At 73.6% G+C, this 24,954-nt stretch carries 20 protein-coding genes and 3 pseudogenes; 18 read left to right on the top strand and 5 right to left on the bottom strand.

What is annotated here, in order from left to right:
* Window positions 1–30 precede the first annotated feature (30 nt).
* Together QUE40_RS06995 and QUE40_RS07000 are read right to left on the bottom strand one after the other, a co-directional pair.
* On the bottom strand, window positions 31–651 hold the full coding sequence (locus tag QUE40_RS06995; protein WP_289232710.1) for a nitroreductase family protein: 621 nt from the start codon (window positions 649–651) through the stop codon (window positions 31–33).
* The gene (locus QUE40_RS07000) at window positions 651–1,406 is read right to left on the bottom strand and encodes a type 1 glutamine amidotransferase (protein ID WP_289232711.1); all 756 of its coding nucleotides are present in this window, start codon (window positions 1,404–1,406) and stop codon (window positions 651–653) included. The genes QUE40_RS06995 and QUE40_RS07000 overlap by 1 nt, the downstream gene beginning before the upstream one ends.
* Before the next feature lie 49 nt (window positions 1,407–1,455).
* On the opposite strand from QUE40_RS07000, the gene QUE40_RS07005 reads away from it, so the two are divergent.
* From QUE40_RS07005 to QUE40_RS07035, 7 genes and pseudogenes are all read left to right on the top strand, one after another.
* Entirely contained in the window at window positions 1,456–1,944 is a 489-nt protein-coding gene (locus QUE40_RS07005) for an RNA polymerase sigma factor (protein WP_289232712.1), read from the top strand.
* Window positions 1,941–3,596, top strand: a complete 1,656-nt coding sequence (locus QUE40_RS07010; RefSeq protein ID WP_289232713.1) for a WD40/YVTN/BNR-like repeat-containing protein — start codon at window positions 1,941–1,943, stop codon at window positions 3,594–3,596. Before QUE40_RS07005 ends, QUE40_RS07010 begins: the two co-directional genes overlap by 4 nt.
* Window positions 3,593–6,267, top strand: a pseudogene (locus QUE40_RS07015) (bifunctional acetate--CoA ligase family protein/GNAT family N-acetyltransferase). The gene QUE40_RS07010 and the pseudogene QUE40_RS07015 overlap by 4 nt, the downstream one beginning before the upstream one ends.
* Before the next feature lie 21 nt (window positions 6,268–6,288).
* Window positions 6,289–6,909, top strand: a complete 621-nt coding sequence (locus QUE40_RS07020; RefSeq protein WP_236022285.1) for a DUF5998 family protein — start codon at window positions 6,289–6,291, stop codon at window positions 6,907–6,909.
* A 4-nt stretch (window positions 6,910–6,913) separates the two neighbouring features.
* Window positions 6,914–7,984, top strand: a complete 1,071-nt coding sequence (locus QUE40_RS07025; protein ID WP_289232714.1) for an alkaline phosphatase family protein — start codon at window positions 6,914–6,916, stop codon at window positions 7,982–7,984.
* Between the two features lie 123 nt (window positions 7,985–8,107).
* On the top strand, window positions 8,108–8,803 hold the full coding sequence (locus tag QUE40_RS07030; RefSeq protein ID WP_142005046.1) for a thymidine kinase: 696 nt from the start codon (window positions 8,108–8,110) through the stop codon (window positions 8,801–8,803).
* A 284-nt stretch (window positions 8,804–9,087) separates the two neighbouring features.
* Entirely contained in the window at window positions 9,088–10,935 is a 1,848-nt protein-coding gene (locus QUE40_RS07035; protein ID WP_289232715.1) for an MFS transporter, read from the top strand.
* A 70-nt stretch (window positions 10,936–11,005) separates the two neighbouring features.
* On the opposite strand, the gene sepH is transcribed toward QUE40_RS07035, so the two are convergent.
* Window positions 11,006–12,661, bottom strand: coding sequence for a septation protein SepH (sepH, locus tag QUE40_RS07040; protein WP_289232716.1), 1,656 nt, complete (start codon window positions 12,659–12,661; stop codon window positions 11,006–11,008).
* A 123-nt stretch (window positions 12,662–12,784) separates the two neighbouring features.
* On the opposite strand from sepH, the gene QUE40_RS07045 reads away from it, so the two are divergent.
* From QUE40_RS07045 to QUE40_RS07070, 6 genes are all read left to right on the top strand, one after another.
* Window positions 12,785–14,050 (top strand): ferrochelatase, encoded by a 1,266-nt coding sequence (locus QUE40_RS07045; protein ID WP_338070554.1) that lies wholly within the window; start codon window positions 12,785–12,787, stop codon window positions 14,048–14,050.
* Window positions 14,050–14,880, top strand: a complete 831-nt coding sequence (locus QUE40_RS07050; RefSeq protein WP_289232717.1) for an inositol monophosphatase family protein — start codon at window positions 14,050–14,052, stop codon at window positions 14,878–14,880. The genes QUE40_RS07045 and QUE40_RS07050 overlap by 1 nt, the downstream gene beginning before the upstream one ends.
* Window positions 14,881–15,164: 284 nt before the next feature.
* A complete protein-coding gene (locus QUE40_RS07055) occupies window positions 15,165–15,464 on the top strand; it encodes a DUF4193 domain-containing protein (RefSeq protein WP_142005049.1) in 300 nt (99 codons plus the stop codon).
* A gap of 3 nt (window positions 15,465–15,467) precedes the next feature.
* A complete protein-coding gene (gene dut / locus QUE40_RS07060) occupies window positions 15,468–15,983 on the top strand; it encodes a dUTP diphosphatase (protein WP_142005050.1) in 516 nt (171 codons plus the stop codon).
* A 4-nt stretch (window positions 15,984–15,987) separates the two neighbouring features.
* Window positions 15,988–16,866, top strand: coding sequence for a DUF3710 domain-containing protein (locus QUE40_RS07065; RefSeq protein WP_289232718.1), 879 nt, complete (start codon window positions 15,988–15,990; stop codon window positions 16,864–16,866).
* A 2-nt stretch (window positions 16,867–16,868) separates the two neighbouring features.
* Window positions 16,869–17,261 carry an OB-fold nucleic acid binding domain-containing protein gene (locus tag QUE40_RS07070; RefSeq protein ID WP_236022287.1) on the top strand — a complete coding sequence of 131 codons (393 nt, stop codon included), beginning with the start codon at window positions 16,869–16,871 and terminating at the stop codon, window positions 17,259–17,261.
* A gap of 47 nt (window positions 17,262–17,308) precedes the next feature.
* Here the strand turns inward: QUE40_RS07070 and QUE40_RS07075 are convergent, their stop codons facing one another.
* Complete coding sequence (locus QUE40_RS07075; RefSeq protein WP_142005052.1) at window positions 17,309–18,004, bottom strand: potassium channel family protein; 696 nt, start codon at window positions 18,002–18,004, stop codon at window positions 17,309–17,311.
* A 16-nt stretch (window positions 18,005–18,020) separates the two neighbouring features.
* Window positions 18,021–18,667: pseudogene (locus QUE40_RS07080) on the bottom strand (potassium channel family protein); the annotation flags it as partial.
* Window positions 18,668–18,741: 74 nt separating this feature from the next.
* Between QUE40_RS07080 and QUE40_RS07085 the strand changes: the two are divergent.
* The 5 genes and pseudogenes from QUE40_RS07085 to acnA all read left to right on the top strand — a co-directional run bounded on the left by QUE40_RS07085 (window position 18,742) and on the right by acnA (window position 24,875).
* A complete protein-coding gene (locus QUE40_RS07085) occupies window positions 18,742–20,745 on the top strand; it encodes an APC family permease (RefSeq protein WP_142005054.1) in 2,004 nt (667 codons plus the stop codon).
* A pseudogene (locus tag QUE40_RS19010) lies at window positions 20,742–20,939 on the top strand (TRAM domain-containing protein); the annotation flags it as partial. The gene QUE40_RS07085 and the pseudogene QUE40_RS19010, both read left to right, overlap by 4 nt.
* A 134-nt stretch (window positions 20,940–21,073) precedes the next feature.
* The gene (locus QUE40_RS19015) at window positions 21,074–21,844 is read left to right on the top strand and encodes a class I SAM-dependent RNA methyltransferase (RefSeq protein WP_350227186.1); all 771 of its coding nucleotides are present in this window, start codon (window positions 21,074–21,076) and stop codon (window positions 21,842–21,844) included.
* Window positions 21,838–22,059: a hypothetical protein gene (locus QUE40_RS19020; RefSeq protein ID WP_350227092.1), complete on the top strand. Its 222-nt coding sequence runs from the start codon at window positions 21,838–21,840 to the stop codon at window positions 22,057–22,059. The genes QUE40_RS19015 and QUE40_RS19020 overlap by 7 nt, the downstream gene beginning before the upstream one ends.
* A 131-nt stretch (window positions 22,060–22,190) precedes the next feature.
* On the top strand, window positions 22,191–24,875 hold the full coding sequence (gene acnA, locus QUE40_RS07095) for an aconitate hydratase AcnA (RefSeq protein WP_289232719.1): 2,685 nt from the start codon (window positions 22,191–22,193) through the stop codon (window positions 24,873–24,875).
* Window positions 24,876–24,954: the final 79 nt, after the last annotated feature.

The raw sequence follows: 24,954 nt of genomic DNA on the forward strand, positions 1-24,954 counted from the left end.
GAACCCGCTCGCGCGGCCGGCCGCCCGCAGCTACGCCCGGTACGGCGTCCCGAACGTCCCCTCGTGCACGACCTCCTCGAGCGGTCGGCGCCGACGGGTGCGGGCGCTGCCGCTGGAGGTCTGCTCGGCGGGGTGACCGAGGGCGACCACGCCGACGATCGAGCGGTCCTTGGGGATCTGCAGCGCGTCGAACACGTCGTCGTGCGCCTCGGCGGGGACGCCGAAGAACAGCCCGCCGAGCCCTTCGTCGACGCCGACCAGCAGCATCAGCAGCGCGGCCATGCCGGTGTCGATGTCCCAGTACGGCACCGGCCAGTGCGTCTCGTCCAGGTCCTGCCAGGGCTTGTCGGCCTCGGCGTAGCGACGCAGGTAGGCGTCCTTGTCGGAGCAGCAGACGATGAGCACCGGGGCCGTCTGCACGCCGGCCAGCCACGCGTCGGGCTCGTCGTCCTCGTCGGTCGTGGCGGCCCAGAACCGTTGCCGCTGCTGCGGATCCGTCAGCACGACGAAGTCCCACCCCTGGCTGAACCCGGCGCTCGGCGCGCGCAGGCCCAGCTCGAGCGCGCGGGTCAGCAGCCCGCGGTCGACCGGCCGGTCGGGGTCGAACCGGCGCACCATGCGCCGCCGGCGGATGACGTCCTGCAGCTCCATCAGACAGCCTCCTGCTGCTCGTCGACGCGCTGGGCGGCGAGGGCGACGAAGCGCCCCACGAAGGCCGACCAGGCCTGCTCCATGGCGAGTGCGTGCCGCCGCGCCTGGGCGGCCATGACGTCGGGGTCGAGCCCGCGGGCCCGCAGCCGCGACCGGTCCCAGGAGGCCACCCGGTCGGCGTCGGCCTCGGGGTGGAACTGCACGCCCCAGGCCCGGTCGCCCACCCGGAACGCCTGGTACGGGCAGGCCGAGGTGGCCGCCAGCCAGGTCGCGCCGTCGGGCAGCGCGGTGATGGCGTCGGCGTGGTTCTGCACGACCGGGACCTCGTCGAACAGCCGCGCGAACAACGGGTCCTGGCGGGTGCTCGGCCGCAGGCTGAGCGCGACGACGCCACGCTCGGGCGTGCCGTGGTTCTCACGCACCTCGCCGCCGAGGGCGTACGCCATGAGCTGGCCGCCGAGGCAGATCCCGAGCAGCGGCACACCCTGGCGCACGCACGCGCGCACCAGCTCCCGCTCGGCCGGCAGGAAGGGGTGGTCCAGGTCGGTGTCGGGCATCAGCCCGCCGCCGAGCAGCACCACCGCGTCGGCGCCGGTCTCGGCGGGGTCGGTGGACACGGCGACCCCGTCGTGCGCCGCGACCAGGTGCACCCGCCCGCCGGCAGCCGTGATCCACGCGGGGAGTCGCCCCGGCCCGCTGTCGGCGTCGTTCTGCACGACCAGCACGGTGGGGACATGGCCGTCGATCGCGCTCATCAGGGGCCACTGTGGCACGGCTGACAGGTGGCGTCGGCATACTGCCCGAGTGGCAGACGTGCGCGAGACCTTCGACGCGACGTACGGCCCGCTCGTGGGATGGACCACCCGGCTGGTCGGTGACCCCGACGTCGCCCACGACCTGGTGACCGAGGCGTTCGCGCAGCTGCTGCGTGGGCGCGGGCGGGGCCGGCTCGACGCCCCCCACGACTGGCTGTACGCCTGTGTCGCCGGGCTCGTGCGTGACCACTGGCGTGGTGAGCCGGACAGCAGACCGGTGCGGCCGCCGCTGCGCCGCGCGCCCGCCACCGCGGCCGGCTCGCCGCAGGACCCCGAGCTCAGTGGGGAGCGACCGGCGCTGCAACGGGTCGTGCAGCAGCTGCCCGACCGCTGCCAGCAGACCGCGCTGCTGCACTTCTACGCCGGGCTGCCGGTCGAGCGCATCGCGGCGGCCACCGGCCGGTCGGCGAGCGCGGTCGAGCGCGAGCTGAGCGACGCCGGGCGGCTGCTCGCCGACGCGCTGGCGGAGGTGCCGTGAGCGAGCGCGACAGCCGTGACCCGCGCCCGGTCGAGGAATTCTTCGCCGCCGAGCGCGCGGCGGTGCACCCGGCCGAGGCGGGGGAGGACCGGTGGGAGCAGATCGTCCACCAGTCGACCCGCGGCGGGCGCCCCTGGTTCGCCCTGTTCATGGGGGCGCTGGGCGCGCTCGCGGCCGTGGTGCTGTTCTGGTCGACCCAGCAGGCGCCGTTCGGCGAGGGGTCGGTCGACCCCGGCCGCGAGGTCGAGGCCGCGACCAACAACGCTCCGGTCGAGGCCAGCGGCGACCCGCGCGACACCTCCCCGGCGCAGGCGCCGATCGAGGTGCCGGCGTCGTTCGTGCCGTGGTCGATGAGCAACGCGGGCAGCGGCACGGTCTTCGCCATGGGTGCCGCGCCGTGCGGCGCCGACGAGGAGGTGTGCCCGACGGTCGTGCGCAGCACCGACAACGGCTCGACCTGGACCGCCGTGCACCGCTTCCAGCGCACCGACACCGCCAGCGTCACCAGCGACGAGGTGCCCCGCATCCAGCCGCCGCGGGCCGTCAGCGAGGTCCGGTTCGCCACGCCGAAGATCGGGTACGCCTTCGGCGGCGACCTGTGGATGACCCGCGACGCGGGCCGCTCGTTCACCCGCTACGCCCACCCCGGTCAGACCGTGCTCGACGTCGAGATCTTCCGCGGCGACGTGCTCGTGCTGAGCGCCGACGGCTGCTCCCAGGGCCGCTGCTCGGGGCCGTTGATGCTCTCGCGCACCACCGTGCAGGCCGGTGCGGTGCAGCAGCCGGTCGCCGTGCGTGACCTCGACACCCCGGTCGACGACGCGCAGGTGGTGGTGCGCGACGGAGCGGTCTACGTGCAGCCCTACCGCGTCGACGCCGGCAACGTCGGCTCCCCGTGGCGCCTGGAGGAGAACCAGCTGGTGCCGATGACCGCGCGCGACGGCTGCGGCACCAACCCGCTGCAGTCGCTGACCGCGTCCACGAACGGCGCCGGCACCCTGTTCGCGCTGTGCGGCGGCGACCTGCGCGGCGACCAGGCGGAGTACCGGCTGATGCGCAGCGACGACCGCGGCAAGACCTGGCGCCCGGCCACCACGACCCCGGTCGTGCTCCCGCGCGTCGGGCGGCTGACCCTGGCCGCGAGCGACGCCCAGCACCTGGCCGTCGCGACCGGGGGCCGCGGCAGGTGTCGGCCCCGACCCGGGTCACCGACCTGTCGCGGCTGCTGCAGGTCACCGACGACGGCGGCAAGACCTGGCGCCCGGTCGACCAGCCGCAGCCGCCGCCGCAGGGCTTCGACTGGGTCGCGAGCCCCGGCGGCCAGGAGCTGTACGCCATCACCCGCTCCGGCACGAGCGTCTGGCGCTCGGCCGACCTGGGCGCCACCTGGCAGCTGGTCGACCCGACCAAGCCGGTCAACCCGCCGCCGAGCTCCTCCCCACCGCCGACCTCGGGGGAGCCGTCGTCCCCGTCGGGCTCGCCCACCTCGCCCTCTGCGAGCCCCGCGTCGCCCACGACCTGAGCGGGGCGCACCCGGCCGGTGCCGGGCACGCGGTGTCAGGCACCCGATGGCGACGCCCGATGTCGGCCCCCGATGTCGGGCCCCGATGTCCAGGCTGGCGTCAGGGCTGCCTGACATGCTGAGCGCATGAGTGAGGCCGAGGCGCAGCTCCCTGCGGGATACCCCAGCGCGTGGGAGGCCGACGTGGTGCTGCGCGACGGCAGCGTCGCCCAGGTCCGCCCGATCACGCCCGCCGACACCGAGGCGCTGCAGCGCTTCCACGGGTCGCAGTCGGAGGAGTCGATCTATCTGCGCTTCTTCGCGCCGCTGCGCGAGCTGAGCGACCGTGACGCCAAGCGCTTCACCCACGTCGACTACCGCCAGCGGGTCGCGCTGGTCATGTTCATCGGCGACGCCCTGGTCGGCATCGCCCGCTACGACCGGCTCGGCGGCCCCACCGACGGCACCGCCGAGGTCGCCTTCAACGTGTCCGACGCCTTCCAGGGCCGCGGCATCGGGTCGGTGCTGCTGGAGCACCTGGCGGCCATCGGGCAGGAGGCCGGCGTCGAGCGCTTCGTCGCCGACGTGCTCCCGCAGAACCGCAAGATGCTGTCGGTCTTCCGCGACGCGGGTTACGAGGTCAAGCACCGGTTCGACGACGGCGTCGTGGCGCTGCGCTTCGACATCCGGCCCACCGAGCAGAGCGAGCAGGTGCGCGCCGACCGCGAGCAGCGCGCGGAGTCGGTGAGCGTCAAGGCGCTGCTGTCGCCGCAGTCGGTGGCGGTGATCGGGGTGAGCACCCGCGACCCCTCGGTGGGCCGCACCGTGCTGCGCAACCTGCGGGACTCCGGCTTCACCGGTGACGTCTACGGCATCAGCCGCGAGGGCGAGGAGATCGACGGCCACCCGACCTACGCCAGCCTCGCCGACCTGCCCGGCCCGGTCGACCTCGCGGTCCTGGCGGTCCCGGCCGACTCGGTCCTCGATGTCGTACGCCGGTGCGCGGCGCGCGGGGTCAAGAGCCTGCTCGTGGTGTCGGCCGGGTTCGCCGAGGCCGGGCCCGAGGGCGTGCGCCTGCAGACCCGGCTGCTGCGCGTCGCGCGCACGCACGGGATGCGGGTCGTCGGGCCCAACAGCTTCGGGGTGATCAACACCGCGCCCGAGGTGTCGCTCAACGCCTCGCTCGCGCCGGGCATGCCGGGCCCGGGCTCGCTCGGGCTGTTCGCGCAGAGCGGCGCGCTCGGCATCGCGATCCTGGAGCTGCTCGGCAACCGCCGGCTCGGGCTGTCGGCGTTCGTCTCGGCCGGCAACCGGGTCGACGTCAGCGGCAACGACCTGATGCAGCACTGGTTCGACGACGAGCGCACCAACGCCGTCGGGCTCTACCTGGAGTCGATGGGCAACCCGCGCAAGTTCTCCCGCATCGCCCGCCGGCTGGCCGCCCGCAAGCCGGTGATCGTGGTGAAGTCCGACCTCACCGCGTTCGGCACGCCGCGCGGCCACCGGGTGCGCAACACCAAGGCGCGGCCGCAGGCGTTCCGCTCGATGCTGCGCCAGGCCGGTGTGATCCGGGTCGACAGCGCGCACCAGATGTTCGACGTCGCCCAGCTCGTCGTCAACCAGCCGCTGCCGGCCGGTGACCGGGTGGCCGTGGTCGGCAACGCCGACGCGCTCGGGGTGCTCGCGGCCGACGCCGCGGCCAGCCGCGGCCTCGACGTGACGCACGGCCCGGTGTCGCTGCAGCCCGAGGCGTCGGCGGCGGAGTTCGAGGACGCGCTGACCGCCGCGTTCGAGGACCCCGACGTCGACAGCGTCATCGCCTGCTTCATCCCGCCGCTGGCCACCGACGGGCTCGAGGTCGCCCGGGTGCTGGCCCGCACCAGCGCCCAGCACCGCAAGCCCTGCGTGTCGACCTTCCTCGGCATCCACGGCGTCCCCGACGCCCTCTCCGCGCTCACCCCGGACGGTGTCGAGCAGACCGTGCCGTCGTACTCCATGCCCGAGGACGCCGTGCGCGCGCTGGCCGCCGCGACCCGCTACGGCGAGTGGCGCCAGCGCGACCGCGGCCACCTCGTCGCGCCCGAGGGCATCGACCGCTCGCGCGCCGAGGAGATCGTGCGCGGTGTGCTGGAGGAGTCGCCGCAGGGGCGCCGGCTGCGCGGCGACGAGCTGGACGCGCTGCTCGGGTGCTACGGCATCTCGCTGTGGCCGGTGCGCGCCGTCGCCGACCCCGACGAGGCGGTCGCCGCGGCGCGCGAGCTCGGCTACCCCGTGGTGCTGAAGTCGGTGTCGCCGCTGGTGCGCCACCAGCCGGTCACCGCGGTGCGCGCCGACCTCGGCAGCGACGCCAGCGTGCGCGAGGCCTTCGCCGCGCTCGACGCGCGGCTCGCCCCGCTGCACGCCAACCGGTTCGTCGTGCAGCGCATGGCCACGCCCGGCATCGCCTGCGTCCTCGGCACCAGCGAGGACCCGCTGTTCGGCCCGGTGGTGCGGTTCAGCCTCGGGGAGCGCCCACCGAGCTGCTCGACGACATCGGCTATCGCATCCCGCCGCTGAGCACCGTCGACGTGCGCGACCTGATCGGCTCGGTCAAGGCGGCGCCGCTGCTCAACGGCCACCGCGGCGCGGCTCCCGTCGACCGCGCCGCGCTCGAAGACCTCGTCGCCCGGGTGTCGGTGCTGGCCGACCAGCTGCCCCAGGTGGTCGACCTGGAGCTCAACCCCGTCAACTGCCACCGCGACGGGCTCGAGGTGCTCGGCGCCAGCGTGAGCATCGCCCCGCCCGAGCGCCGGGCCGACACGGGACGCCGGTCGCTGACCTAGGTCAGTGCCACAATGCCGCCCATGCCGTCGACACCACCCGTGACCAGCGAGTCGCTGCCCGCCGACCTGCTCGAGGAGATCCAGCAGGCGGGGTACTACCCCGCGCTCGTCAGCGACGTCGTCGCCGCCGCGCTCGCGGGCGAGGCCGTGGAGGCGCACCTGGTCCACCAGGAGACGACGCTCGACCACGACGCCGCGGTGCGCCGGCACATCACGGTGCTGGCGCTCACCGCCACCCGGCTGGTCATCGCCCACGCCGACGACCATGCGGCCGAGCCGGGCGCGGGCGGCTCTGCGGCCGGCGGCGCCGGCTCGGTCGCCACCGCGACCACCGAGACCGTCCCGCTCAGCCTGGTGCGCGGCGTGATGCTGACCCACGTCGTCGCCGACCCCGACCGCTACACCAGCGGCAGCCTCGGGCGCGAGCTCACCCTGACCATCGGCTGGGGCACGGTCTCGCGCGTCGACCTGCTGCCGGCCGCCTGCGCCGACCCGCAGTGCGAGGCCGACCACGGCTTCGAGGGCACCATCACCAGCGACGACATCGCGCTGCGGGTCAGCGCCGACGCCGAGGGCGAGCACGTGCTGCGCCAGGCCCACGCCTTCTCCGCCGCCCTGTCCGGCGCGGTCGGCCACCGCTGATCCGGTGACCGACGCACCCACCCCGCTGCTCCCGCGGTACGACAGTGGCGGCCTGGCCGGGGTCCTGCCCCGGGTCGTGGGCTCGCTCGGTGTGCGACCGAAGGGCGCCGCGGCCGACGTCCTCGCCGCCGCCGGCGCCGCGCCGCTGCCGCCCGCCCGCCGAGCCGTCGTCGTGCTCGTCGACGGCCTCGGACTGTCCCTGCTCGAGCAGCGCCGCGGCCACGCGCCGTTCCTGCGCTCGCTGCTCGGAGAGGCCACCCCGCTGACCGCCGGCTTCCCGGCGACCACCGCGACGAGCATGGGCTCGTTCGGCACCGGCCTGCCGCCGGGCGCGCACGGCCTCACCGGTTACCAGGTGCGCGACCCCGACACCGGGCGGCTGTTCAACGAGCTGTCCTGGGAGGACGGTCCGCGACCCGAGCGCTGGCAGCCCGACGACACCTGGTTGCAGCGAGCCACGCGCGGTGGCGTCGCGACCACCATGGTGGGTCCGGCGTACTTCGACGGCTCCGGCCTCACCCGCGCCGCGCTGCGCGGGGCCACGTTCGCCGCCGCCGACGACCTGCCCGAGCGGGTCGACGCCGCCCTGGCCGCGGTGCGCGCCGACCGCCGCGCGCTGGTCTACGTCTACTGGGGCGAGGTCGACCGCGTCGGGCACGAGCTCGGGGTCGCCTCGCCCGCGTGGGGCGCCGAGCTGGAGCGCGTCGACGCCGAGCTGCGCCGGCTGCACGGGTCGCTGCCGCCCGACTGCTCGCTCACCGTCGTCGCCGACCACGGCATGGTCGACGTGCCGCTCGACGCCCGGGTCGACGTGGCCCACGACCTCGAGCTGGCGGCCGGGGTCGAGGTCGTCGGGGAGACCCGCGCGCCGCCCAGCTGTACTGCCTCCCCGGAGCCGCCGACGACGTACGCCACACCTGGGCCGCCCGGTTCGGCGACCTGGCGTGGGTGCGCACCCGCGAGCAGGCCGTGGCCGACGGGTGGTTCGGTGCGGTGGCCGAGCGGGTGCTGCCGCGCATCGGCGAGGTGCTGGTCGCCTTCCACGCCGCGCACGCCGTCGTCGACAGCCGGGTGATGCGCGAGCCGCTGCTGAGCCTGGTCGGGCAGCACGGCTCGCTCACCGAGGCCGAGCTCACCGTGCCGATGCTGCACCTGCCGGCCGCGCGCCCCGCGTGAGCGCGATCTAGGGTGGCTGCCCGTGGCTGAGCTGGTGTTCTTCTCCGGGACGATGGACTGCGGCAAGTCCACCCTGGCGCTGCAGATGGACCACAACCACCGCGCCCGCGGTCGCTCCGGGCTGGTGATGACCAAGCTCGACCGGGCCGGCGAGGCGGTGCTGTCCTCGCGGCTGGGGCTCTCGCGCGACGCGCTCGAGGTGCGCGACGACCTCGACCTGTGGGACCTCGTGGTCGACCAGATGACCCACGGCCGCAGCATCCACTACCTGATCTGCGACGAGGCGCAGTTCTACACGCCCGCCCAGATCGAGCAGCTCGCGAGCATCGTCGACGAGCTCGGCATCGACGTCTACGCCTTCGGCATCACCGCCGACTTCCGCACCCAGCTGTTCCCCGGGTCGCGCCGGCTCATCGAGCTCGCCGACCGCACCCAGGTGCCGCAGGTCGAGGCGCTGTGCTGGTGCGGCCGCCGCGCCACCCACAACGCGCGCGTCGTCGACGGGCACATGGTCGTCGAGGGCGAGCAGGTCGTCGTCGGCGACACGGGCGACGGCGACGACGGCGACGTGCCCGTCGGCACGGTCGAGTACGAGGTGCTCTGCCGCCGCCACTACATGCGCCGGATGACCTCGCACGCCGCGCGGGCGCACGCCGGCGACCCCGACGTCCTGCCCTTCGACCTCGACCTGTGCCCGCTGCCCGGCGCCTCGAGCTGAGCACGGTCGCTCGCCCCGCGGGTCGATATCGACCCGATCTGCCCGGTGGGGAGGGCGCAGGTGTGTCGTTCCGGGTCGGTATCGACCCGATCTGCCCGGTGGGCGCCGCCGTCGCCCGCGTGGATGAGCCCCACGCCGGCTCCCAGGTTGGATAATGCGCGCATGGACCAGGGGAGCGATCGCGTGACCGCCCGCACCCCCGCCCCGCCCCCGGGCGCCGCGACCCGCACGACCGGCGCGACCCCACCGCGCCGCAGGCGCGCCGGCCCGACACGACCCGGCCGATGCCGGGCGAGGGGCGGCCCGGCGACGGCGTACGTCGGGGGTCGGCCGATCACGACGCCGCACCTCCCGCGGCGCACCCACGGCGCGAGACCGCCGCCGCGGCCGGGCGCGGGCTGCTGCGCGGCGGCAAGGCCGTCGGCCGGGTGACGGCGCGGGCCGGCAAGGGCACCGTGCGCATGGCGCGCCGCGCGAGCGAGGCCCAGGGCGCCGGCGAGACCGGGCTGCACCGGCTGATCCAGGTGCACGCGTTCAGCTCGGCCGGTGACACCGCGGTGATGGTGGGTCTGGCCGGGACGCTGTTCTTCCAGGTGCCGCAGGGCCAGGCCAAGAGCCAGGTGCTGCTGTTCCTGCTGCTGACGATGCTGCCGTTCGCGATCGTCGCCCCGCTGATCGGACCGTTGCTCGACCGGTTCCGGCACGGCCGGCGCTGGTCGATCGGCGCCACGCTCGCGCTGCGGGCGTTCCTGTGCTGGGTGCTCGCCGGAAGCATCACCGAGCAGTCGACCTGGCAGTTCCCCGCGGCGCTCGGGGTGCTGGTCGCCTCGAAGGCCTACCTGGTCACCAGATCCTCGGCCACGCCCCGGCTGCTGCCCGACCAGCTGACCCTGGTCAAGGCCAACGGCCGGCTGTCGCTCGCGGGCACCGTGGGCGCCGGCATCGGCGGCGGGCTCGCCGGGCTCGCGGCCCAGCTCGGCGCCGAGTGGGCGCTCAAGGTCGGCTTCGTGCTGTTCGTGATCGGCACGATCCTCGCGGTGCTGCTCTCGCCGCGCGTCGACTCCGCGCAGGGCGAGCAGCAGGCGTCGATGCGCGACCTGGTCGATGAGTCCGAGGGCGGTCAGCGGCGCGGCATCTCCGGCTCGCTGGTCACCGCGCTGCGGGCCAACGCCGGGCTGCGCTGGCTGTCGGGCTTCCTCACGATCTACCTGGCGTTCCTGCTGCGCGAGCACCCGTTCCCCGGCTGGGAGGACAAGGGCACGCTGCTGCTGGCGCTGGTCATCGGCGCCGCCGGTGTCGGCAACGCGATCGGCACCATGACCGGCGCCCTGGTGCGCACCAGCACCCCCAAGGTCATCGTGCTCGCGACGTTGCTCGCCGACGCCATCGTCGCGGTGGTCACGGCCGCGCGGTTCAACGTCTACACCGCCGTCGCGCTCGCGCTCGTCGCCGGCATCGGGCAGCAGATGGGCAAGCTGGCCCTCGACGCCCTGATCCAGGACACCGTCGCCGAGCGCATCCGCACCTCGGTGTTCGCCCGCTCCGAGACGCTGCTGCAGCTGTCGTGGGTGCTGGGTGGTCTCGTCGGCGTGCTGCTGCCGACCACGGCGCTGCTCGGCATGACCACCGCCGCCGTGCTGCTCGTGCTGTGGAGCGTCGCCGTCGTGATCTGGAACAGCGGGCACCACATCCCCGGCCCCAGGGTGGGCCGCCGCCGACGTGCCGGCGAGGTGTCGGGGGAGCGGGCCCGGCCGGGGAGGAGCTGGCGTACGACGAGGACGACGGTATGGCGTACGGCGGGGTGGGGGCGATCGCCCCGGTCGCCGCGACGAGCGGGGGCACCGCGACGAGTGGCGTGCCGGCGACGACCGCCCCGCGACCCGCCCGGTGCCGCAGCCGCGCGACCGCGGGGACTATCGCACCGCGGCGTTCGCCGACCACGACCGCGGTGGCGGCGAGGGGCTGTACGCCGACGAGGAGACCACCCAGTCGCTGCGCCGCGACGAGTCGTGGCCGCGCCCGCCCCGCTCCGGCGCCCCCGACGCCGACGACCGCCGCGACCGCTGGCGCAGCCGCTTCGGCGACGAGCACTGACCCGCCGCCTGCATTTCGTACGTCAACGCACGATCTGAGCGGCCGGCTCGCGGGTTTCCGGGGCGGGCGGCTGCATTTCGTACGTCAACGCACGATCTGCAGGGCGCGTCACTCCTCGGTGCGGGGGCGGGAGCCGAACATGATGTCGTCCCAGCTCGGCACGCTGGGGCGGCCGCGGCGGGCACCGCTGGAGCGCTGCGGCACCGACTCGGCGGCGGACGGGCCCTCGTCGGCCTCGCGCGCGGCGGTCTCTGCTCCCTTGGACGAGCCCTTCGCCTCGTCCGTGCCGCGCGCCTGCCCGGCCGCGTCGTCCGATGTCGACCCCTTCGACGTCGCTGCGTCCGGGTCCCCGCTGCTGGCCTCGCCGGATCCGCGGCCGGGCCGCTCGTCAGCGTCGGCGTCGTCGTCGGTCGAGGTCGCCTGCTCGACCTCCGGCTCGCCCGCGCGCTTGGTCGCGCGCCGCCGCCGCGACCGCTTCGGCTTGGCCGCCTGCTTGGTCTCGCGGCTGTCGGAGACCGCCTCGAGGTCGTCGAACAGGTCGGCGGTCCCGGTCACCGGGTCGTGCCGCGGGCCTTCCTGGTCGTCCACGTCGTCGCCGCCGTCCGCAGCCCCGTCCGTGTCGTCGTCGGCGTCATCGCCCGCCCCGTCGACCAGGTCCGGGACCTCGAGCTCCTCGGTCCGGTCCACGACGTCCAGCTCTGCGGTGTCGTCGTCGCCTGCTCGCTGGTCCAGCTCGTCCTCGGGCGGGCCGTCGAGCTCCTCGGGCCGCGCGTGCGAACCGTGCGGCGGCTCGGGGGCGTCGGCCAGCCGCAGCCGCTCGACCGGACGCGCCTGCTCAGGCATGTCCTCAGGAGCGATCGGGGTGTCGGTGGGCGCCGGGCGCTTGCGCGACGGGCGGCGCTTGCGGGTCGCGGCGCGCTGCCGCATGGCCGACATCAGGTCGACCGCCTCGTCACCCTCGCCCGCGTCCTCACCGGACGCGCGCTGCCCGCCCCGGGCCTCGCCCTCGGCATCCGGCCGGTCCGTGCCGCCCTGGCCCGGCTCTGCCTGACCAGGCTGACCAGCCTTGCCCTTGCCCGACGGGCGCGCCCGCACCGCGGCCGCGACCCCACCCTCGGCCTCGACGTCGTACACCGTGCTGTTGCGCCCCGACGGCGCGATGGCCGGCGCGGGGAGCGGGCCCGAGGCCTGCTCGTCCTCACCCAGCCAGCGGGCCTCGTCGTCGGCGGCGATCAGCGTGCGGTCGGTCGGGGCGAAGCGCCACGAGGCCCGCCGCTCGCGGCCGCCGGCCGGGAACAGCGCGACGACCAGCCAGCTGGTCTCGTCGTCCTTCCAGGCGTCCCAGGAGACGCGCTCCATGTCGACGCCGCGCTCGGTGAGCCGCCGGATGACGCGGGTGCCGAGGGTCGGGGCGACCTCGCCGTGGCCGCGGCCGCGCAGCTCGACGGCGCGGGCCAGGCTGGCGACGTAGTCACGCTCGGCGCGGATCGGCGGCTCGTAGCGGCGGACCTTCTCGACGTCCCACCCGGAGCGCTCGGCGACCTCGTCGACGCTCGCGCCGGACCGGATCAGGCTCTGCACGTCGCGGGGGCGCATCGGCTCGGGCTCGGCCCCCTCGGGCGAGCCGTCACCGCGCGGCCGCTCCCGGCGTACGGCCTCGCGCAGCGCGGCGTCCACGGGCACCCGGAAGCGCTGACCGTCCTCGTCGGACAGCAGCAGGTGCTCTCCGTCCTCGTGGATCCCGACCAGTCGCAGGTCCTGCATCGCGTTCGTCCTCCCGTAGGGCCGAACGGCCCTTGTCGTCACCCGTGGCGCGCAGCCACCCGCAGGATGCCACCCGCACCACCTGGGCGCTCGCAGGGCACGCCGCGCGAGTAGCGTTCAGTTGTGCGCGAACGCCGGTCAGAACCCCAGCTCAGCTCTCCCATCGCCGACCCCGCGGACCCCGCCGGCCAGCAGGACCAGAAGGCGGTGCCCGGTGCGGTGGACCCCTCGTCGGTGACGCCCGACGAGCAGGTGCTCGAGCCCGAGACCGATCCGCAGGCCGGCCCCGAGGAGGAGGAGCTGCCGCCGTACGACGCGGTGCTGGTGCTGTCCTTCGGCGGGCCCGAGGCCCCCGAGGAGGTCCTGCCCTTCCTGCGCCGCGTCACCGCGGGCCGCGACATCCCCGACGAGCGGCTCGAGGAGGTCGGCGAGCACTACTACCTGTTCGGCGGCCGCAGCCCGATCAACGAGCAGACCCGCGCGCTGCGCAAGGCGCTGCACGACGAGCTGCGCCGCCGCGGCATCGCGACCCCCGTGCTCATCGGCAACCGCAACAGCGACCCGTTCCTCGTCGACGCGCTGCGCGAGGCGCACGACCAGGGCTTCCGCAAGGTGCTCGTCGTCACGACCAGCGCCTACTCCTCCTACAGCTCCTGCCGGCAGTACCGCGAGAACCTCGCGGAGGCGCTGGACGAGCTGCGCGAGGAGGGCCGCGAGCTGGAGGTCGCGAAGGTCCGTCAGTACGCCACCCACCCCAGCTTCGCGCGCACCAACATCCGCCTGGTGACCGAGGGCGTACGCCAGATCGGGCAGGACGACGACGCCAAGCTGCGCGTGGTGTTCGTGACCCACTCGATCCCGGTCGCGATGGACGACACCTCCGGCCCGGGCGACGGCGAGGGCAACCTCTACTGGCACCAGCACGACGAGCTGGCGCACGTGATTCTCGACGAGGTCGGCATCACGCTGGACCGGTCGATCGAGGGTGCGCTGGTCTACTGCTCGCGCAGCGGCCCGCCGAGCCAGCCGTGGCTGGAGCCCGACGTCAACGACCACCTGCGCCAGCTGCGCGAGCAGGGCATCACCGACGTCGTGGTCGCCCCGATCGGCTTCGTCAGCGACCACATGGAGGTCAAGTACGACCTCGACACCGAGGCCGCGCAGACCGCCGAGGAGATCGGCCTGAACATGCTGCGCGTGCCGACCGTGGGCGTCGACCCCGAGTTCGTGAGCGGGCTGGTCGACCTGCTGCAGGAGCGCGCCGCCGAGGAGCGCGGCGAGCAGGTGGTGCTGCAGGCGTGGCCGGGCGAGGCGATGCCCTCGATCTGTGCGCCGGGCTGCTGCCCCAACCTGCGCACGGCGCTGCCGGCCGCGTGCGGTCGCGACTGATGGGGCCGCAGCTGTCGGCCGCGGCGCTCGCGACCCTCGAGCGCCTGGCGCGCGACCTCGCGATCGAGGCCGGGCGCCTGGTGATCGAGCGCCCGCACGGTCTCGGCGTCGCGGCGACCAAGTCGAGCGAGACCGACGTCGTCACCGTCATGGACCAGCGCAGCGAGCAGCTGCTGCGCGACCGCCTCGCCGCCGAGCGCCCCGACGACGCGATCCTCGGCGAGGAGGGCGACAGCGTGCCCGGCACCAGCGGGATCACCTGGGTGCTGGACCCGATCGACGGCACCGTCAACTACCTGTACGACATCCCGCAGTACGCCGTCTCCGTCGCCGCCTGCGTCGGCGACCCCACGACACCGGGCGCCTGGGAGACGGTCGCCGGCGCGGTCTACCACCCCTCGCTCGGCGAGCTGTTCCACGCCCACCGGGGCAGCGGGGCGTTCCTGCGCACCGACGCCGGCGACGTCGAGGCGCTGTCGGTGAGCGGCGAGACCGCGCTCGGCCGCTCGCTGGTGGGCACCGGGTTCGGCTACGCCGCGGACGTACGCCGTCGGCAGGGTGAGATCGTCGCGCGCGTGCTGCCGCAGGTGCGCGACATCCGGCGCGCGGGCAGCGCCGCGATCGACCTGTGCTGGGTGGCGGCCGGGCGGCTGGACGCCTACTACGAATCCGGGCTCAACCCGTGGGACCTCGCCGCCGGTGCGCTGGTGCTCACCGAGGCCGGGGGAGCGCTGCGCGGACCCGGCGGCGAACCGGCCCAGACGCGGCTCACCGTGGCCGGCCCGCAGGCGCTCGTCGACCAGCTCGCCCCGCTCGTCGACACCCCCTGACCCACCCCCGAGGCGGTCGCGGAGACGCCTTCGGGCGGCCCCTCGGAGGGGGCGACCGGCGCACCGCCCACCCCTTCGGACCGTGTGTCCCGCGTCACGGAATGCCCGGCACCTGTCCGACGTTCGGGAAGGCACCGGGCGGATATCACCCCGGGTGTCGCGGTGGCGAGCGGGATGAGGCACAATCCCCGCCGAACCTGGCACGCGGTCGTGGTCTTCGACGCATGGCGCACGGAACCACCACGCAGCCCGGCACTGGGCATCTGCATCTGTGAGGAGTGAGCATGGCGACCGACTACGACGCACCGCGCAAGACCGACGACGACCTCAACGAGGACTCCATCGAGGAGCTGAAGTCCCGGCGCGTCGACAAGACCGCCAGCAGCGTCGACGTCGACGAGACCGAGCAGGCCGAGGGCTTCGAGCTGCCGGGCGCCGACCTGTCGGGCGAGGAGCTGTCGGTGCGGGTGCTGCCGCGCCAGGCCGACGAGTTCACCTGCTCGCGCTGCTTCCTGGTGCACCACCGCAGCCAGCTGGCCGGCGAAGAGGGCGGCCTCCCCGTCTGCACCGAGTGCGCCGCCTGACCGGTGAGCACACCCCAGGGCGCTGACCCCGCCTGCACCGTGCCGGTGCAGCGGCTCGACCCTGGTCTGCCACTGCCGACCTACGCCCACCCGGGCGACGCAGGCCTCGACCTGCACGCACGGGTGGGCGTCGTGCTGCAGCCGGGACACCGCGCGCTCGTCCCCACCGGCATCGCGCTCGCGCTGCCCGAGGGGTTCGCGGCGTTCGTGCACCCGCGCTCGGGGCTCGCGGCCCGGCACGGCGTCACGACCCTCAACAGCCCGGGCACCGTCGACGCCGGATACCGCGGCGAGATCCAGGTCAACCTGGTCAACCTCGACCCGCGCGAGACGTTCACCGTCGAGCGCGGCGACCGCATCGCCCAGCTGGTCGTGCAGCGCGTCGAGCAGGTGCGGCTGGTCGAGGCCGATTCGCTGCCGGACAGCGTTCGGGGCCAGACTGGGCACGGAGCCAGTGGTGGCTTCGGCAGCGCCGTGACGGACCCGTCACGGACGACGACGACAGCAGCAGGGGACTGAGCCCGTGGGCATCTTCCGGCGCAACAAGCGTGACGACGACCGGGTCGAGGTCGACGAGGTCGACGACGCCGTCGAGAGCGACGAGACCGGCACCGAGGTCGACGACGTCGACGGGGCCGGCAGCAGCGACGACACCGGCACCGAGCGCGCGGCCGACCCGACCGACGAGCGTGCCACCGACGGTGACGCGGCCGACGCCGGCGAGGACGACGTACGTCAGCGGTTGCCTCGTCCGCACGACCTGGACCGGTCCGAGGGCCCGTTCGACCGCGCCGAGATCGACGACCTCGGCGAGCGGCTCGACCTGGGCGCGCTGGTGCTCAGCCCGTTCGCCGGCAGCGAGCTGCGGCTCGACGTCGACGAGGCCGGGCAGACCATCACCGGCGTGACCGTGGTGTCGGGCGAGTCGGCGGTGCAGGTGCAGGCGTTCGCGGCGCCGAAGTCCAGCGGTGTCTGGGACGACATCCGCGACGAGATCGCCGACAACCTGATCGCGAACGGCGGCACCGCCGAGGAGAAGCTCGGCACGCTCGGCATCGAGCTGCACGCGCGGATGCCCGCGCGCGGCAACGACGGCCGCACCACCTATTCGCCCGTCCGGTTCGTCGGCGTCGACGGACCGCGCTGGTTCCTGCGCGGCGTGCTGTCGGGCCGGGCCGCGGTCGAGGACAGCGCGGCCGAGCCGCTGATGACCTTCCTGCGGCAGGCGATCGTCGTGCGCGGCAGCGAGGCGCGGGCGCCGCGCGAGCTGCTGGAGCTGACCATCCCGCAGGAGCTGCTGCAGCAGGCCGAGGCCAACGCGCAGCCGGTCGACGACAAGCCCGGGTCGGTCGATGACCTCAAGCCGTTCGAGCGCGGGCCCGAGATCACCGAGGTGCGTTGACGATGCCCACCCGGCACGAGGCAGGTTGGCGCAAGGTGCTCGGCCGGCTCACCCGGCCCGACGAGCAGCTGGAGGCCGAGGAGAAGCGCGAGACCAGCGCCCAGCTCGGCGGCACCCCGATCTGCGACGTGCACGACCGCGAGCTCGCCCAGGTCTGCGGCGAGGTGCGCGCGGTCAGCGTGCGCCCGCGCAGCGACCAGGTGCCCGCGCTGGTGGTCGACCTCGACGACGGCAGCCAGGCGATGCGCCTGGTGTGGCTGGGGCGCCGGCACATCGCCGGCATCGAGCCGGGGCGCTACCTCAAGGCCAGCGGCCGGGTGTGCGTCAAGGGCGGCGTGCCGACGATCTTCAACCCCACCTACGAGCTGAAGACCGGCGGCCGGCCGCCGCAGTGAGGCTCACCGCAGTGCGGCTCATCGCCGTGGCGCTCAGCGCGTGAGGCTCACACGTCCTCGCGGCTGACCGTGCGGATCTCCTCCGGGCGTCGCCCGGTGAGCATCGACGCCAGGTCGATCTCGGCCTCCGGCGTGGTGATGAACAGCAGCTCGTCCAGCGCCTCGATCGAGTCGTCCGCGGCGGGCGCGATGGGCTTCTCGTCGCGGATGATGCAGGTGAGCACCACCTCCGCGGGCAGGCTCAGGTCGGCGACCCGGCGACCGACGTACGGGCTGTCGGCCGGCAGGGTGATCTCGGTCATCGTGGCCCGGCCCTGCTGGAACTCGAACAGCCGCACCAGGTCGCCGACGCTGACCGCCTCCTCGACCAGGGCGGTCATCAGGCGCGGGGTCGAGACGGCCACGTCGACGCCCCAGCCCTCGTCGAACATCCACTCGTTGCGCGGGTTGTTGACCCGGGCGACCGTGCGCGGCACCCCAAACTCGGTCTTGGCCAGCAGCGACACGACGAGGTTGACCTTGTCGTCACCGGTCGCGCAGACGACAACGTCGCTGTGCTGCACCGACGCCTCCTGCAGCGTGGTGATCTCGCAGGCGTCGGCGAGCAGCCACGACGCGTTCGGCACCGAGCCGGTGCGCGCGTCGGCGTCGTTGTCGATGAGCAGCACCTGGTGCTCGTTGTAGAGCAGCTCCCGGGCGATCGAGCGGCCCACGCTGCCGGCGCCCACCACGACGACGCGCATCAGTCGTCCTCGCGCGGGGAGCGGCGAACAGCTGCTCCACCGACGGCAGTCGGTCGGCGGTGGTGATGACGTGCACGAGGTCTCCTCCTGGTGGACCATGTCGGGCGTCGGGAGCATCCCTGCGCCGAGCCGGGTGACGTAGGCGACGGTGACGTCGCCCGCGGCGGCGACCTGGGCGTACGGCGTGCCGACCCAGGCGGTGTCGAGCGGCACCTCGGCCACGACGACGTTGCCGCTGGGGTCGGTGTGCACCGAGACCGCGCCCTGGGGGAGCAGCCGGCGCAGCACCTGGTCGGCGGTCCAGCGCACGGTCGCCACGGTGGGGATGCCGAGCCGCTGGTAGATCTCGGCGCGGCCGGGGTCGTAGATGCGGGCGACGACGTGCTGCACGCCGAACGTCTCGCGCGCGACCCGGGCCGAGAGGATGTTGGAGTTGTCGCCGCTGCTGACGGCGGCGAAGGCGTACGCCTCCTGCACCCCGGCCTCGACGAGGGTGGCCCGGTCGAAGCCGACGCCCTGCACCCGGCGCCCCTCGAAGCGGGTGCCGAGGCGGCGGAAGGCAGCGGGGTCACGGTCGATCACGGCGACCGTGTGCCCCTGGTCCTCGAGGTTCATCGCCAGGGTGGAGCCGACGCGGCCGCAGCCCATGATCACGACATGCACGGCGGCGACGCTACTCCGTCCGAGACGGGATAGGTGCTCGGCCCCGGCCGGACCTACACTCCTCGTTCGTGCCCATGACCGGTCGAATCCTCAAACGGCTGCTGGTCGGCCGGGCGATGCGCAGCGACAAGATGGGCGAGACCCTGCTGCCCAAGCGCATCGCGCTGCCGGTGTTCGCCAGTGACGCGCTGTCGTCGATGGCGTACGCGCCCGACGAGATCTTCCTGACGCTGTCCCTCGCGGGCGGCGCGTTCGCGGCCACCCACTCCTGGCAGATCGCCCTGTGCGTGGTGATCGTGATGGCGGTCGTCATCGCCTCCTACCGGCAGAACGTGCACGCCTACCCCTCCGGCGGCGGCGACTACGAGGTCGCGACGGTGAACCTCGGTCCGCGCGCGGGCCTGGGTGTCGCGAGCGCGCTGCTGGTCGACTACGTGCTCACCGTGGCGGTGTCGATCTCCTCCGGCGCGCAGTACGCCGCGACCGCCGTGCCCGCGCTGCGCGGCCACGAGGTGCTCATCGCCGTCTCGGCGATCGTCCTGCTGGCCGCGATGAACCTGCGCGGCGTGCGCGAGTCGGGGACGCTGTTCGCGATCCCGACCTACCTGTTCCTGGTCACGATCATCGGGATGGCGCTGCTCGGCCTGATCAAGCTGTTCACCGGCACGCTCGGCACGGCCGACAGCGCGCAGTACGACCTCGCGCCCGAGACGGGGTACGACCAGCTCGCCGGGTTCGCGATGTTCTTCCTGCTGCTGCGCGCGTTCAGCTCCGGCTGTGCGGCGCTCACCGGTGTCGAGGCGATCAGCAACGGGGTGCCGGCCTTCCGCAAGCCCAAGAGCCGCAACGCCGCGACCACGCTGCTGATGATGGGCCTGATCTCCACCACGCTGCTCGTCGCGATCGTGGTGCTGACGATCCGCACCGGCATCAAGTTCGCCGAGGACCCCGGCGCCCAGCTCACGCTCGACGGCGCTCCGGTGGGGGAGGCGTACGTCCAGGACCCGGTGCTCGGCCAGCTGGCCGCGGTGGTGTTCGACGGGTTCGGCCTCGGCATCGTCCTGGTCGCGGTGGTGACCGGCGTGATCCTGGTGCTCGCCGCCAACACCGCGTTCAACGGCTTCCCGGTCCTGGCCTCGATCCTGGCCCAGGACAGCTGGCTGCCGCGTCAGCTGCGCAACCGCGGCGACCGGCTCGCCTTCTCCAACGGCATCCTGATCCTCGCCGCGGCCGCGGTGTTCCTCGTGATCCTCTACGACGCCGAGGTCACCAAGCTCATCCAGCTCTACATCGTCGGCGTGTTCGTCTCGTTCACGCTGAGCCAGATCGGCATGATCCGGCACTGGAACCGCGAGCTGGGCGCCGGCCCGGAGCCGGCCACCGCGACCCGGATGCGCCGCTCGCGCGCGATCAACGCGGTGGGTGCGGCCATGTCGGGCACCGTGCTGGTCGTCGTGCTCGCGACGAAGTTCCTGCACGGCGCCGGTTACGCCGTGGCGGCCATGGCCGTCCTCTACGTGATGATGCTCGCGATCCGCAAGCACTACCGCTCGGTGAGCGCGGAGCTCGCGATCGACGACGGCTCGCTGGAGGACCAGGTGCTGCCCTCGCGGGTGCACGCGGTGGTGCTGGTCTCCAAGATCCACAAGCCGACGATGCGCGCGCTGGCGTACGCCCGCGCCACCCGGCCCTCGACGCTCGAGGCCCTCGTGGTCGACGTCGACCACGAGGAGACCCAGGCGCTGGTCGGCGAGTGGGAGCGGCGCGACATCCCCGTCACGATCAAGGTGCTCGCGAGCCCCTACCGCGAGATCACCCGCCCGATCGTGGACTACGTGCGTTCGATCCGGCGCGACAGCCCGCGCGACGTGGTCATGGTCTACATCCCGGAGTACGTCGTCGGCCACTGGTACGAACAGCTCCTGCACAACCAGTCGGCGCTACGGCTCAAGGCCCGGCTGCTGTTCACCCCCGGCGTGATGGTCGCGAGCGTGCCCTGGCAGCTGCACTCGGCCGAGGGCGTCGACAAGCAGGAGACGCCGGCGCCGGGCGCCACCGGCGTGCGGCACGGGCAGTGACCCCGCCCCGCTCCCGCCGCGGCCGGCCGCAGCACGGCCGCCGCGGTCGTCGTGGCCCCACCCGCCAGCCGCAGGGCACGTCGCTGGTCGGGCAGCGGTTCGTCGTCGACGTCGAGGACGTCGCCCACGGAGGGCACTGCGTCGCCCGGCACGACGGGCGCGTGGTCTTCGTGCGGCACACGCTGCCGGGGGAGCAGGTCGTGGTCGAGGTGACCTCGGGAACCGACCGCACCTCGTTCCTGCGGGCCGACGCCGTCGAGGTGCTGCGGGCCGCGCCGCAGCGCCGCGAGGCGCCGTGCCCGGTCGCCGGTCCGGGCGGCTGCGGCGGGTGCGACTGGCAGCACACCGACGCGGCCTTCGGCCGCGAGCTCAAGGCGCGCGTGGTGCGCGAGCAGCTGCGCCGGCTGGCCGGGCTCGACCTGCCCGTCACCGTCGAGCAGGTGCCGGGCGACGAGGAGGGCTGCGCTGGCGCACGCGCCTGGAGCTGGCCGTCGACGACGCGGGCCGCGCCGGGCTGCACCCGCACCGCTCGCACGAGGTCATCCCCGTCGAGGACTGCCTCATCGCCACCCCCGCGGTCGTCGGCTCCGGCGCGGTCGGCAGCGAGGGCAACCGCGGGGTGCGCGCGCTCGACGTCGCCGCGACCTCGACCGGCGAGGTGGTCGTCACGCCGCGTCCGTCGCGCGACCCGGCGCCGGTCGTGCACGAGCAGGTCGCCCTGCGCGGTCACACGCTCGACTTCGCCCTCGACGCCACCGGCTTCTGGCAGGTCCACCCGGGCGCCGCCCGCACCCTCGTCACGGCCGTGCTCGACGGGCTGCGGCCGCGCCAGGGCGAGCTCGTGACGGACCTGTACGCCGGCGTCGGCCTCTTCGCGGCCGAGCTGGCCCGCCGGGTCGGACCGACCGGCCAGGTCATCGCCGTCGAGGGCGATCGCCGGGCCGCGGAGCACGCGGGCGACAACCTCGCCGGCGTCCCGTGGGCCGAGGCCGTGCACGCCGACGTGACCCGGTGGGTGACCGAGGAGCCCGAACCGCTCGCGCAGAGCGACCTGGTGGTGCTCGACCCCCGCGCACCGGCGCCGGCAAGGACGTGCTGACCGCCCTGCTGGCCGGACGCCCGCGCGCCGTGGCCTACGTCGCCTGCGACCCGGCGGCGCTCGCCCGCGACCTCGCGACCGCGAAAACCCTTGGTTACCAGGTGGACTCGCTGCAGGCGTACGACCTGTTCCCGATGACCCACCACGTCGAGTGCGTCGCGGTGCTCACCCCGACAGAGGGACCGCCCGAGCTCGAGCCGCTCGACCCGTACTGACGACGGCGGTGCGCCCAGCCCTCGATCGTTGCGCCGGGTTAGGCGAGCCTTCCGGACTAGCCTGGGGGTGGACGTGATTCACTTGTCTTGACGTCAAGATAAAACCGGCGAGGACCGCGAAGGAGTCCGCTGTGAGCGAGAGCACGAACAGCTTCGGGGCAAAGGACACCCTGACGGTGGGTGACCAGTCCTACGAGATCTACCGCATCGACAAGGTCGAGGGCAGCGAGACCCTGCCGTTCAGCCTCAAGGTGCTGCTGGAGAACCTGCTGCGCACCGAGGACGGCGCGAACATCACCGCCGACCATATCCGGGCCCTGGGCGGCTGGGACGAGAACGCCCAGCCCGACATCGAGATCCAGTTCACGCCCGCGCGCGTGATCATGCAGGACTTCACCGGCGTGCCCTGCGTCGTCGACCTGGCCACCATGCGCGAGGCCGTCGCCGACCTCGGTGGCGACGCCAAGAAGATCAACCCGCTCGCGCCGGCCGAGATGGTCATCGACCACTCGGTGATCATCGACGTGTTCGGCCGCCCCGACGCCTTCGAGAAGAACGTCGAGATCGAGTACGCCCGCAACAAGGAGCGCTACCAGTTCCTGCGCTGGGGCCAGACCGCGTTCGACGACTTCAAGGTCGTCCCGCCGGGCACCGGCATCGTGCACCAGGTCAACATCGAGCACCTCGCGCGCACGGTCATGACCCGCGACGGCAAGGCCTACCCCGACTCCTGCGTCGGCACCGACAGCCACACCACGATGGTCAACGGCCTCGGCGTGCTCGGTTGGGGCGTCGGCGGCATCGAGGCCGAGGCGGCCATGCTCGGCCAGCCGGTCTCGATGCTCATCCCGCGCGTCGTCGGCTTCAAGCTGACCGGCGAGATCCCCTCGGGCGCGACGGCGACCGACGTCGTGCTCACGATCACCCAGATGCTGCGCGAGCACGGTGTCGTCGGCAAGTTCGTCGAGTTCTACGGCGACGGCGTCGCCTCGGTGCCGCTGGCCAACCGCGCCACCATCGGCAACATGAGCCCGGAGTTCGGCTCCACCTGCGCGATCTTCCCGATCGACGACGTGACCCTGGACTACCTGCGCCTCACCGGCCGCCCCGACGAGCAGGTCGCGCTGGTCGAGGCCTACGCCAAGCAGCAGGGCATGTGGCACGACACGGGCAGCTCCGACTACGCCGAGCCCCGCTTCTCCGAGCGCCTCGAGCTGGACCTGTCGACCGTGGTGCCCTCCATCGCCGGGCCGAAGCGTCCGCAGGACCGCATCGTGGTCTCCGACGCCAAGACCCAGTTCGACCTCGACGTCAAGAACTACGGCGTCGAGGGGAACTTCCGCGAGGTCGAGGTCACCCCCGCCGAGGGGAAGGCGTACGGCCTCAAGGACGGCGCGGTCGTGATCGCCTCGATCACCAGCTGCACCAACACCTCCAACCCGTCGGTGATGATGGCCGCCGCGCTGCTGGCCAAGAACGCCGTCGACAAGGGTCTGTCGGTGCCGCCGTGGGTCAAGACCTCGATGGCGCCCGGCTCGCAGGTCGTCACCGGCTACTACGAGAAGGCCGGCCTGTGGCCCTATCTGGAGAAGCTCGGCTTCTACCTCGTCGGCTACGGCTGCACCACCTGCATCGGCAACTCCGGCCCGCTGAACGAGGAGATCTCGCAGGCGATCCAGGAGAACGACCTCAGCGTCGTGTCGGTGCTGTCGGGCAACCGCAACTTCGAGGGCCGCATCAACCCCGACGTGAAGATGAACTACCTGGCCTCGCCCCCGCTGGTCATCGCCTACGCCCTCGCCGGGACGATGAGCTTCGACTTCGACTCCGACCCGCTGGGTCAGGACCAGCAGGGCAACGACGTCTTCCTGAAGGACATCTGGCCGAGCCCCGACGTCGTCGAGCAGACGATCGCCGACTCGATGAGCAAGGAGATGTTCGTCAAGGACTACGCCGACGTCTTCGCCGGCGACGAGCGCTGGCAGTCGCTGCAGACCCCCGAGGGCGACACCTTCGAGTGGGACAGCGAGTCAACGTACGTCCGCAAGCCCCCGTACTTCGAGGGCATGCAGCCCGAGCCCGCCCCGGTCGAGGACATCACCGGTGCGCGCGTGCTGGCCAAGCTGGGTGACTCGGTCACGACCGACCACATCAGCCCGGCCGGCTCGATCAAGGCCGACAGCCCCGCGGGCCGTTACCTCAACGAGCACGGCGTCGAGCGCAAGGACTTCAACTCCTACGGCTCGCGCCGCGGCAACCACGAGGTGATGGTGCGCGGCACGTTCGCGAACATCCGGCTGCGCAACCAGCTGCTGGACGGGGTCGAGGGCGGCTACACCCGCGACTTCACCCAGGACGACGCGCCGCAGGTCGCGATCTACGACGCCGCGACGGCGTACGCCGACCAGGACATCCCGCTGGTCGTCCTCGGCGGCAAGGAGTACGGCTCGGGCAGCTCGCGCGACTGGGCCGCCAAGGGCACCCGCCTGCTGGGCGTCAAGGCCGTCATCGTCGAGTCCTTCGAGCGCATCCACCGCTCGAACCTGATCGGCATGGGCGTGCTGCCGCTGCAGTTCCCGCAGGGGCAGAACGCCGACTCGCTCGGGCTCGACGGCACCGAGACGTTCGACATCGCCGGCATCACCGAGCTCAACGAGGGCCGCGTCCCCAAGACGGTCAAGGTGACCGCGACCAAGGACGGCGGCCAGAAGGTCGAGTTCGACGCCACGGTGCGCATCGACACCCCCGGCGAGGCGGACTACTTCCGCAACGACGGCATCCTGCAGTACGTCCTCCGATCGCTGGTTCGTAGCTGACCTGACGCGCGCGACCGCGAAAGCCCCGCTCCCCCGAGGGGAGTGGGGCTTTCGCGGTCCTGGGCCGGCGCGGTGTGCA

The sequence above is a fragment of the Barrientosiimonas endolithica genome, assembly GCF_030296655.1.
In the GTDB taxonomy this organism is placed as follows: Bacteria; Actinomycetota; Actinomycetes; order Actinomycetales; family Dermatophilaceae; genus Barrientosiimonas; species Barrientosiimonas humi.

What these genes read in the sequence shown, in the direction of transcription:
- QUE40_RS06995 (WP_289232710.1), bottom strand. Translation starts at nt 651, where the DNA reads ATGGAGCTGCAGGACGTCATCCGCCGGCGGCGCATGGTGCGCCGGTTC.
- QUE40_RS07000 (WP_289232711.1), bottom strand. Translation starts at nt 1,406, where the DNA reads ATGAGCGCGATCGACGGCCATGTCCCCACCGTGCTGGTCGTGCAGAAC.
- QUE40_RS07020 (WP_236022285.1), top strand. Translation starts at nt 6,289, where the DNA reads ATGCCGTCGACACCACCCGTGACCAGCGAGTCGCTGCCCGCCGACCTG.
- QUE40_RS07035 (WP_289232715.1), top strand. Translation starts at nt 9,088, where the DNA reads ATGCCGGGCGAGGGGCGGCCCGGCGACGGCGTACGTCGGGGGTCGGCC.
- sepH (WP_289232716.1), bottom strand. Translation starts at nt 12,661, where the DNA reads ATGCAGGACCTGCGACTGGTCGGGATCCACGAGGACGGAGAGCACCTG.
- QUE40_RS07050 (WP_289232717.1), top strand. Translation starts at nt 14,050, where the DNA reads ATGGGGCCGCAGCTGTCGGCCGCGGCGCTCGCGACCCTCGAGCGCCTG.
- QUE40_RS07055 (WP_142005049.1), top strand. Translation starts at nt 15,165, where the DNA reads ATGGCGACCGACTACGACGCACCGCGCAAGACCGACGACGACCTCAAC.
- QUE40_RS07070 (WP_236022287.1), top strand. Translation starts at nt 16,869, where the DNA reads ATGCCCACCCGGCACGAGGCAGGTTGGCGCAAGGTGCTCGGCCGGCTC.
- QUE40_RS07075 (WP_142005052.1), bottom strand. Translation starts at nt 18,004, where the DNA reads ATGCGCGTCGTCGTGGTGGGCGCCGGCAGCGTGGGCCGCTCGATCGCC.
- QUE40_RS07085 (WP_142005054.1), top strand. Translation starts at nt 18,742, where the DNA reads ATGACCGGTCGAATCCTCAAACGGCTGCTGGTCGGCCGGGCGATGCGC.